The 8,943-nt window shown below is 43.3% G+C and carries 8 protein-coding genes; 4 read left to right on the forward strand and 4 right to left on the reverse strand.

All coding sequences use genetic code 11. The annotated features are described in order from the left end of the window. The first annotated feature begins 837 nt into the window (after positions 1 to 837). The 4 genes from IM515_RS00015 to IM515_RS00030 all read left to right on the forward strand — a co-directional run bounded on the left by IM515_RS00015 (position 838) and on the right by IM515_RS00030 (position 1,859). Positions 838 to 1,083 (forward strand): hypothetical protein, encoded by a 246-nt coding sequence (locus IM515_RS00015; protein ID WP_287630004.1) that lies wholly within the window; start codon positions 838 to 840, stop codon positions 1,081 to 1,083. Beyond that, complete coding sequence (locus IM515_RS00020; protein ID WP_002797026.1) at positions 1,070 to 1,267, forward strand: hypothetical protein; 198 nt, start codon at positions 1,070 to 1,072, stop codon at positions 1,265 to 1,267. Before IM515_RS00015 ends, IM515_RS00020 begins: the two co-directional genes overlap by 14 nt. A gap of 86 nt (positions 1,268 to 1,353) precedes the next feature. Further along, entirely contained in the window at positions 1,354 to 1,581 is a 228-nt protein-coding gene (locus tag IM515_RS00025) for a DUF8778 family protein (protein ID WP_287630006.1), read from the forward strand. After that, positions 1,569 to 1,859, forward strand: a complete 291-nt coding sequence (locus IM515_RS00030) for a hypothetical protein (protein ID WP_287630008.1) — start codon at positions 1,569 to 1,571, stop codon at positions 1,857 to 1,859. The genes IM515_RS00025 and IM515_RS00030 overlap by 13 nt, the downstream gene beginning before the upstream one ends. Before the next feature lie 485 nt (positions 1,860 to 2,344). Here IM515_RS00030 and IM515_RS00035 read toward each other — a convergent pair whose 3' ends face one another. From IM515_RS00035 to nifJ, 4 genes are all read right to left on the reverse strand, one after another. Then, a complete protein-coding gene (locus tag IM515_RS00035; protein WP_287630010.1) occupies positions 2,345 to 3,553 on the reverse strand; it encodes an ATP-dependent 6-phosphofructokinase in 1,209 nt (402 codons plus the stop codon). Positions 3,554 to 3,685: 132 nt separating this feature from the next. Further along, entirely contained in the window at positions 3,686 to 3,832 is a 147-nt protein-coding gene (locus tag IM515_RS00040) for a hypothetical protein (protein ID WP_287632757.1), read from the reverse strand. Between the two features lie 15 nt (positions 3,833 to 3,847). Then, entirely contained in the window at positions 3,848 to 4,873 is a 1,026-nt protein-coding gene (locus IM515_RS00045; RefSeq protein WP_287630012.1) for a dihydroorotate dehydrogenase-like protein, read from the reverse strand. A gap of 2 nt (positions 4,874 to 4,875) precedes the next feature. Beyond that, a complete protein-coding gene (gene nifJ, locus IM515_RS00050) occupies positions 4,876 to 8,430 on the reverse strand; it encodes a pyruvate:ferredoxin (flavodoxin) oxidoreductase (protein WP_287630014.1) in 3,555 nt (1,184 codons plus the stop codon). Between the last annotated feature and the right edge of the window lie 513 nt (positions 8,431 to 8,943).

Consider the following 8,943-nt stretch of genomic DNA (forward strand, 5'->3'; position numbering starts at 1 on the left):
GACCTAGTTTGTAGTTAACTAAGATGGTTAGCTAAAAACTGTCTTTGATTCTTTAACTTGTCCTTGTTATACTCGAAAAAGCTCGGAAGTATAAGAGTTTGTGCTGCCTATTTTTTCGGAAAAATAGGTTGTAATGGGAGATTCTTTGTTTTCCTAGACAAAAATAATTACTTTTTCAAAAAAACACTTTTCTATTTTTTTGTTGGGTATTTTATTCTCTGGAAGTCCCTAATTCCTTGCATTTTCAGGCGTGCGCTTAAGTCTCTCATGCTGACGATACTTTTATCCAGCGCAAAACCTATCCAACAGGACACAAAAGTAAATGTACTTAATGCGGGATAGTCATTTTTGGGGAGTGGCTTGAGAAGCTCTTTCATTAGTTTTGGGAAAATTGTTAGCATGGCTTATTCACATTTATTGGTGTATATTTACTTTATTTTCTTATCTATAATATCAAATTTTGTACGACTTTTTTCCCCGTTCAACACTTCTGCATCAATCATAGTTGAGACGATTAGAATGATTGAATGATAAACTATGATTAGGTTTATTGTCGATGGATGAGACAGTCATAGTCAATCAAATAATCACATCAATCATAGTTGAGACGATTAGAATGATTGAATGATAAACTATGATTAGGTTTATTGTCGATGGATGAGACAATCCTAGTCAATCAAATAATCACATCAATCATAGTTGAGACGATTAGAATGATTGAATGATAAACTAGGATTAGGTTTATTGTCGATAGATGAGACAGTCATAGTCAATCAAATCATCACATCAATCATAGTTGAGACGATTAGAATGATTGAATGATGGACTAGGATTTGATTGCAGAATGATGAAATAGATCAACGCTCTCAAGAAATAGAAGATTTAGGATTTTATCTTTATGATTCTTTTCACATCGCTTGCGCCGAATATGCTAGAATAGATGTATCGCTAACCACCGATGACAGATTACTTAGAAAAGCCATAAAATACAGTAAATTATTGCAAGTAAAATTAGATGATCTTGTTACTTGGTTAATGAAAAATTTGCTATTACAAGGAGATGAAAGCAATGACACCAATTGAGCTAAGACAAAAAGGCTATCAAGCATTAGTTAAAGAATTAGGACAAGTCGATGCTATTCGCTTTTTACAAGATACTGGATGGGGTTTTGGTGACTATACTCAAGAACGTCAACAGACCTTAAAAAATGTGACAAGAGCCGATTTTTGGCAAGATATTCAGGAGATTAGAAGTAAGCAGAATTAAATTTAATAGTGAAGGAAAATTAGTTGGCAAGGAAAAGTAGTTCACGATACGATAGACATTGGAATCAAATACCCAAAGAGATAACAATGGCTAAAATCTCCATTTCTTTACCCGATGAACTGGTTAATTACCTAGACCAGAAAGTAGAAGATAAAAGCATTTTCATCGCCTCAATTTTACAACAATGCCGACAACAACAAGAAGCAGAAGAACTCGCCCAAGCTTTTTTAGCAGTAGATGAACTAGAATTAGGATGGACTGACGAATGGCAAACAGCAGCGATTATCAACTCGGAAGCATTATGGCTGAAGTAAAACTTAAATCCAAGCATCTAAACTCCTTAAAAAAATTTATTGAAGACGCATTAACCGAAAGACTGCAAGAACTTCAAGAAGGAATTAAGCGCACCCAAGAACGAATAACTTTTTTTGAAAATAAGTATCAAATGCAGACACAAGAATTTCTCAGACGATTTGAAAACAATGAATTGCAGCATACCTTAGACTTTGATGAATGGATGGGAGAAGCTTGGATGCTAGAAGCTTTACTGCAAGACAAAGAAGAAATTGAGGAGATAGAATTTGTTGATTAATGAATATTTTCAAGAGATTAGACATCTCATTGAAGCTTGTCCAATAATTCAATCTTATAACCTCATTACTGATAGTAGAAGTCTTTATGTAGGGTTTGCTGAAAAAGTACGGGCGAAGCATTCGGATAGAAAATCTCTGGTTTCACCGATAGGTTATTGCCCGAATGCTTCGCCCCTACAGGACGCGGGCCGATGAAGACGCAAGGTTTTGAACGACGATTCTCTCAAAATCTTGCACCTGTTTCGCGAGAAAAGCCACAAATTTGACAGAAAAGAATTTGATTCGTCGGGTTGAGAAGGATATACAGTTCGGGTTTATAATGATAAAAGTTTATGCTTAGAAAATTAATTACACTCTTTGAAAAAGTTTCTTTATTTCGACAGTAGCTGTCAGTATATCTCGTAATTGTATGGTTAAGAAATATCTAATCTTAACCAATTAATAAAGCGAGAAAGTATGAGCAACCCTTCTCGCTTTATTATAACTAAACCAACACCTCCACAGCTTGCGGAACTACTGCCGTCTCAGTTGTGGTATTTTCCCCTAGGTAAATTCCCAAAGAACGGGCCGTTTTGACGATAAAACCATCAGGATCCACGGGATAGGCACAGCGATTTTCTTGATGACATTTTTTGATAATTTTGATCACCGGTTTCAGGGGCAAACTACGCACTTGTCCCCCGCGCCAAATCACCACGCGATCGAGTTTACCCTTTTCAATTAATTCTACGGCCTTAATGCCAAAAGCCGTGGCTAACAGTCGATCCATGGCCAAAGGAGGACGACTTCTTTGCAGGTGTCCCAAAGACATGGCCCGCACATCCATGGAATTGAGATAACAGAAGACGGGATCGGTAACGCACAAAGAGCGAGTTTTGTCAACTATTAATTTTTCTAAATAATCGGCAATATACTTCTCTTTTTGGTTATCTTCGTTTTTAACCCCCTCAGAAATGACAATGAGAGCGAATTGACGACCTTGAGCGCGTAATTCTGCCAAATGATCACAACAACCGTCGATGATTGCGGGAGTGAGAGCAGGGGTTAATTCGGGAATAAAAATCGCATCGGCACCCCCGGCAATCCCAGCATGAAGGGCTAAATGACCGGCATCTCTACCCATCACCTGCACAATCATCACCCTTTCGTGACTAGCGGCGGTGAAGGTGAGATCATACAAAGCTTGGGTGACGATATCGACGGCAGTGGTAAAACCGACGGCCCATTCCGTATAGGGAACGTCATTATCGATGGTTTTGGGAACCGCGATAATATTCCAATTGCCTTTCTGAGCGAGATCATAGATGATATCGATGCTCCCATCGCCCCCGACGACGATCAGAGCATCTAATCCTAGCATTTCGTATCCTTGCAGGATTTTCGTGGCAATTTCTGGGTTTTCGGGATGTCCTTTGCTCAAAGAACCCAAGACACTACCACTAAGAAACTGCAAAACGTCTAATCCTTTCAATATCCCAGGTAGGTTATAGCCATGGTGAGTCAGGATCAAATCTTGGGGGTGATATTTCCCCTCAGCAATCTGCATAAAACCGTCAGTCCCGTAGGGAATGCCGTACACATCCCAACCCTTTAGTTTTGATGCTTTTACCACGGCACGAATTACCGCATTTAACCCCGGGCAATCACCACCACTGGTCAGAATACCGATTTTTTTGTTTTGATTCTCGTTCATGGTTATATCCTCCAGGATTTTTTTTGTCAGGAGTCGGATGGGTGTTGGGGTGTTGGGGTGTTGGGGTGTTGGGGTGTTAGGGTGTTGGGGTGTTGGGGTTGTAGGGTTTTGGGGTTTTAGGGTTGTAGGGTTTTAGGGTTTTAGGGTTTTAGGGTTTTGGGGTTTTAGTTGAAATTCTCCTATCTCCCCACTCCCCCATTTCCCCACTCCCCCATTTCCCCATTTCCCTATCTCCCCACTCCCCCATTTCCCCATTCCCCCATTTCCCCATTCCCCCATTCCCACTCCCCACTTTTATTTGCTGGTGGTTTGAAAACGTTTCCAAACAGGTTCGTAACTTTGCAGAGCTTTCATATACTGTACCCGTTCAAAAGCGCTGGGATCTGGGCAATTCATTTGACTCATACTGCCAATTAACTGCTCGATCGATTCGTATTCATTTTCTTCCAACCAATGCAATAAACCCTGTTCGATCTTGGTAATTTCCTCCAAACCGTGGCGTAATAAAACACTAACTAACATAGTAGCTTTTGCCCCCACCATCATCATTTTGATCACGTCGATGGCGTTATGAATACCACTGGTAGCGGCAAAATCCGTCGCTACACGACCGTAAAGCATGGCAATCCAGCGCAGGGGTAAACGCATCGCTTGGGGATTACTGAGGATAATGTTGGGGTGAACATCTAAGGTTTCTAAGTCGATATCCGGCTGATAGAAACGGTTAAATAATACCAACCCATCGGCCCCCGCTTCCGCTAATTGTTTAGCCATATTGGCCGTATTGCTAAAGTAGGGACTTAACTTCATCGAGACGGGAATTGATACCTCCGATTTGACAATTTTGAGGATATCAATATAGTTTTGTTCGACGTGATTTCCGGTTAATTCTAGGTCGTTGGGAACATAATAAACATTCAACTCCAAAGCATCAGCGCCCGCTTGTTGAATTTGAATGGCATACTCCAACCATCCCCCAGAGGTCTCACCGTTGAGACTGGCAATAATCGGAATATCGACCATTTCTTTGGCTTTGCGAATATGGTTGAGATATTCGTCGGAACCAACGTGAAAAACCTCCGGTTCGGGAAAATAAGTCAAAGCTTCCGCAAAACTCTCGGCTCCGTGGGTAAAATGATGGTGTAGAGCCAGTCTTTCCTGTTTAATCTGCTCCTCGAAAAAGGAGTGTAAAACCACGGCAGCGGCTCCAAAGTCTTCCATTCTCTTGATATTGTCGATATCCTCGCTCAAGGGTGCGGCCGCACCGATGACTAGCGGCGATCGCAATTGTAAACCCATGTAGGTAGTGTGTAGATTCATAACTATTCCTTGCTCCCTGTACCTTTTGCTGCTAAATACTGATACATTTGCCAGCGCGTATCCACATCTGCTTGTGCTTCTTTGAGCAGACGTTTAGCTTCCTCGGGCTTACTGGTGGCCAACATCTTAAAGCGATTCTCCGAGTAGAGAGTTTGCGCTACGGTAAGCTTAGGCGCACGGCTGTCCAATTGCAGGGGATTTTTGCCTTCTTTAGCTAAATCGGGATGATAACGGTACATTAACCAGCGACCGCTTTCCACCACTTCTTTTTGATGGTTCATGGCGGTGGTCATGTTGATCCCGTGAGCAATACAGTGAGAATAGGCGATAATTAACGATGGCCCGTTATAAGCTTCCGCTTCTAGGAAAGCTTTGATAGTTTGCTCGTTTTTTGCCCCCATAGCCACGCTGGCCACATAGACGTTACCGTAGGTCATGGCCATTAAACCGAGGTCTTTTTTCGGTCCCGGTTTGCCACCAGAAGCAAATTTAGCTACGGCGGCCCGAGGAGTAGCTTTCGAGGCCTGGCCACCCGTATTCGAGTAAACTTCCGTATCCATGACCAAAATATTCACATTGCGACCACTGGCTAAAACGTGATCTAAGCCACCATAACCGATGTCGTAGGCCCAACCGTCACCCCCGACAATCCAGACGCTTTTCTTGACCAGATAATCGGCCACGGATAACAACATTTTCACCTGCGTGGTCGGGGTTAATTGCCCTAAACGGGATTTTAAGGCCTCTACCCGTTGCCGTTGTTCGTAAATTTCCGCTTCATCGACTTGGTGACAATTGAGAATATCTGCCGCTAGACTTTCTCCGATTTCACTAGCGAGGGTTGCTAACAGTTCGGCGGCAAATTCTGCCTGTTTATCGATGGAAACCCGGAATCCTAAGCCAAATTCGGCATTGTCTTCAAAGAGGGAATTCGACCAAGCTGGACCGCGACCTTCGGCGTTAACTGCCCAGGGTGTTGTCGGTAAATTACCTCCGTAGATAGATGAACAACCGGTGGCATTAGCCACTATCATGCGATCGCCAAATAGTTGACTGACTAATTTAACGTAGGGAGTCTCACCACAACCGGCACAAGCACCGGAAAACTCAAAGAGAGGTTCCTGCATTTGCTGATGGTTAATTTTGTTGAGATTTAGGCTTAATCGGTCTGGATTAGGCAAATTAAGGAAGAAATCCCAGTTAACTCGTTCCTGTTCCCGCAGGGGCAGTTGGGGAGCCATATTAATGGCTCTTAGACGCGGTTGCGATTTGTTTTTAGCGGGGCAAACATCGACGCAAAGACCGCAACCGGTACAATCTTCGGCGGCCACTTGGATGGTGAATTTTAGCCCTTTCCAGTCGTGATCCTTGGCATTAGCGACTTTAAAGGTTTCCGGGGCCGTGGCTAATTCGGCCTCATCATAGACTTTCGAGCGAATAACGGCGTGGGGACAAACAAGAACGCATTTTCCGCACTGAACACAGACATCTGCATCCCAAACGGGGATTTCTTGGGCAATATTGCGTTTTTCCCATTGGCTAGTGGCGGTGGGATAGGTCCCATCGTTGGGAAGGGCGCTAACGGGCAATTCCTCCCCGTGACGGGCGATAATTTTGCCGAGGACTTCTCGGACGAAAGCGGGTGCGGTGTCGGGAATTGGGGGTCTTAATTCAAAAGCTTCAGGGGTGACAGTGGCGGGAATTGGCACTTGATAGAGGTGTTCTAGGGCAGAATCCACGGCTTTAATGTTCATCTGCACGATTTCTTCGCCTTTCTTGCCGTAGGTCTTGCGGATGGCTTTTTTGATTTGTGCGATCGCCTCTTCCCGAGACAAAACTCCCGCCAGAGCAAAGAAACACACCTGCATCACCGTATTAATCCGGCTGCCCATCCCCGCTTCTTTGGCCACTTGAGTGGCATTAATCGTATAAACTTGCAGATTTTTGTCGATGATAGTTTGCTGGAGATGGCGGGGTAGGTGACTAAATAGCTCCTCTGGTGGATAGGGACTATTGAGGAGAAAAATTGAGTTCGGTTTAGCGGTTTCTAGCAGGTCAAATTGTTCGATAAATTCCCACTGATGACAGGCGATAAAGTTAGCATCGGTGATTAAATAGGTAGAGCGAATCGGCTCTGGTCCAAAGCGTAGGTGAGAAACGGTGACGGAGCCAGATTTTTTGGAATCATAGACGAAATAACCCTGGGCATAATTATCAGTATCTTCACCGATAATTTTAATTGAGTTTTTGTTAGCTCCCACCGTACCATCGGAACCTAAACCGTAGAAAACCGCCCGCACTACTTTGTCTGGTTCAGTGGAAAAACTGTGGTCATATTCCAGACTGGAAAAAGTGAGATCGTCAACGATACCAATAGTGAAGTGATTTTTCGGTTTGTCGAGACTTAAGTTATCAAATATACCAGCAACCATGGCTGGAGTAAATTCTTTGGAAGATAAACCGTAGCGTCCTCCGACAATTTTCGGCAGCTTACCTTCGTACTCCTCCATAAAGGCATTTACCACGTCTAAATATAGCGGATCGCCCCCGGCACCGGGTTCTTTACAGCGATCTAAAACGGCTATTTTTTTCACTGTGGTGGGCAAAGCTGCCAGTAATTTGTCGGCGGCAAAAGGACGATAAAGACGAACTTTTAAGACCCCCACTTTAGCACCATTTTGATTGAGATAATCCACGGTTTCATGGACGGTTTCCCCTCCCGATCCCATTAGAATAATCACTCTTTCGGCATCGGGCGCACCGTGGTATTCATAAAGATGGTATTGCCGTCCTGTTAATTGGGCAAAACGATCCATAATTTTTTGGGCGATATCGGGACAAGCATGATAGAAAGGATTGACGCTTTCCCTTGCCTGAAAATAAACATCGGGATTTTGTGCTGTGCCTCGTAACACCGGTCGATCGGGAGTTAAAGCTCTTTGACGATGGGCAATAATTAGGTCTTCATCTATCAGTTCTTTGAGAATTTCATCGCTAATTAATTCAACTTTTTGCACCTCATGACTGGTACGAAAACCATCAAAAAAGTGCAGAAAAGGAAGCCGCGTTTCTAGGGTAGTAGCTGTGGCGATTGCCGCTAGATCATGAGCTTCTTGAACCGAATTAGCTGCTAACATAGCCCAACCCGTACTTCTGGCGGACATAACATCACTATGATCCCCAAAAATTGACAACCCTTGGGCTGCTAAAGCACGGGCCGCCACATGGACCACTGAAGAGGTTAATTCCCCCGCAATTTTGTAGAAGTTGGGGAGCATTAATAATAATCCCTGGGAGGAAGTGAAAGTAGTAGTTAAAGAGCCTGTTTGTAGCGCTCCGTGCAGGGTTCCCGCTGCCCCACCTTCGCTCTGCATTTCGATTACGGAAGGAATGGTTCCCCAGAGATTAGCTCTGCGTTCGGCAGCCCAACTATCAGACCATTCACCCATAGGCGAGGAGGGAGTGATAGGATAAATAGCGATCACTTCACTGAGACGATAGGCAACGCGTGCAACAGCTTCGTTACCATCTATTGTTGCATAGGTTTTTGTGGTCATGTGTTCCCCTTAGTTTTTACGATATTTGTCGGGATTTTAAGTTTTTTTACGGCTCAATTTCGCACTAAATATCCCCTCGTTTCCCTGACAACCGAAGGACTTTCTTGAGCGTCGCTTTTGACTCCCTATCTACTATTGGACGCTTACGGCAGACAGGCTTAAGTAGAGCAATTTTTCTGTCTCCACCTCGATCATTATCCAGATTCTCGGCTTTCTAGCAATTCGTTATTTTTTCTTAATACGCTGCTGAGTTTGCCCGCAACCGACCCTGGTATTAATTAATATTCAGAATTGAGATAAAAATTAATGATACTTTTTTTAAAAAAGTGCTAGGTCAGAAGATAAGCTGTTGACTATCTAAATTACTCATTAAGGGGAGCATCTCACTTATGCAATGAGTATTAATACTTAGAGCCGTCAAAAACTAGAAAATCTTCAACTTGATCACAAAGAGAAATGAGATTATAATAGTTATAACTTACAATTCAGAATAGCTCTCGATGGGAGGAATAA

Source organism: Microcystis sp. M44BS1 (assembly GCF_020244875.1).
GTDB lineage: Bacteria > Cyanobacteriota > Cyanobacteriia > Cyanobacteriales > Microcystaceae > Microcystis > Microcystis panniformis.

Bases quoted from the DNA above. Each gene is read 5' to 3' on its own strand.
- IM515_RS00030 (WP_287630008.1), top strand. From the start codon at position 1,569: ATGGCTGAAGTAAAACTTAAATCCAAGCATCTAAACTCCTTAAAAAAA.
- IM515_RS00040 (WP_287632757.1), bottom strand. From the start codon at position 3,832: ATGGGGGAATGGGGAAATGGGGGAATGGGGAAATGGGGGAGTGGGGAG.
- IM515_RS00025 (WP_287630006.1), top strand. From the start codon at position 1,354: ATGGCTAAAATCTCCATTTCTTTACCCGATGAACTGGTTAATTACCTA.
- IM515_RS00045 (WP_287630012.1), bottom strand. From the start codon at position 4,873: ATGAATCTACACACTACCTACATGGGTTTACAATTGCGATCGCCGCTA.
- IM515_RS00035 (WP_287630010.1), bottom strand. From the start codon at position 3,553: ATGAACGAGAATCAAAACAAAAAAATCGGTATTCTGACCAGTGGTGGT.
- nifJ (WP_287630014.1), bottom strand. From the start codon at position 8,430: ATGACCACAAAAACCTATGCAACAATAGATGGTAACGAAGCTGTTGCA.
- IM515_RS00020 (WP_002797026.1), top strand. From the start codon at position 1,070: ATGACACCAATTGAGCTAAGACAAAAAGGCTATCAAGCATTAGTTAAA.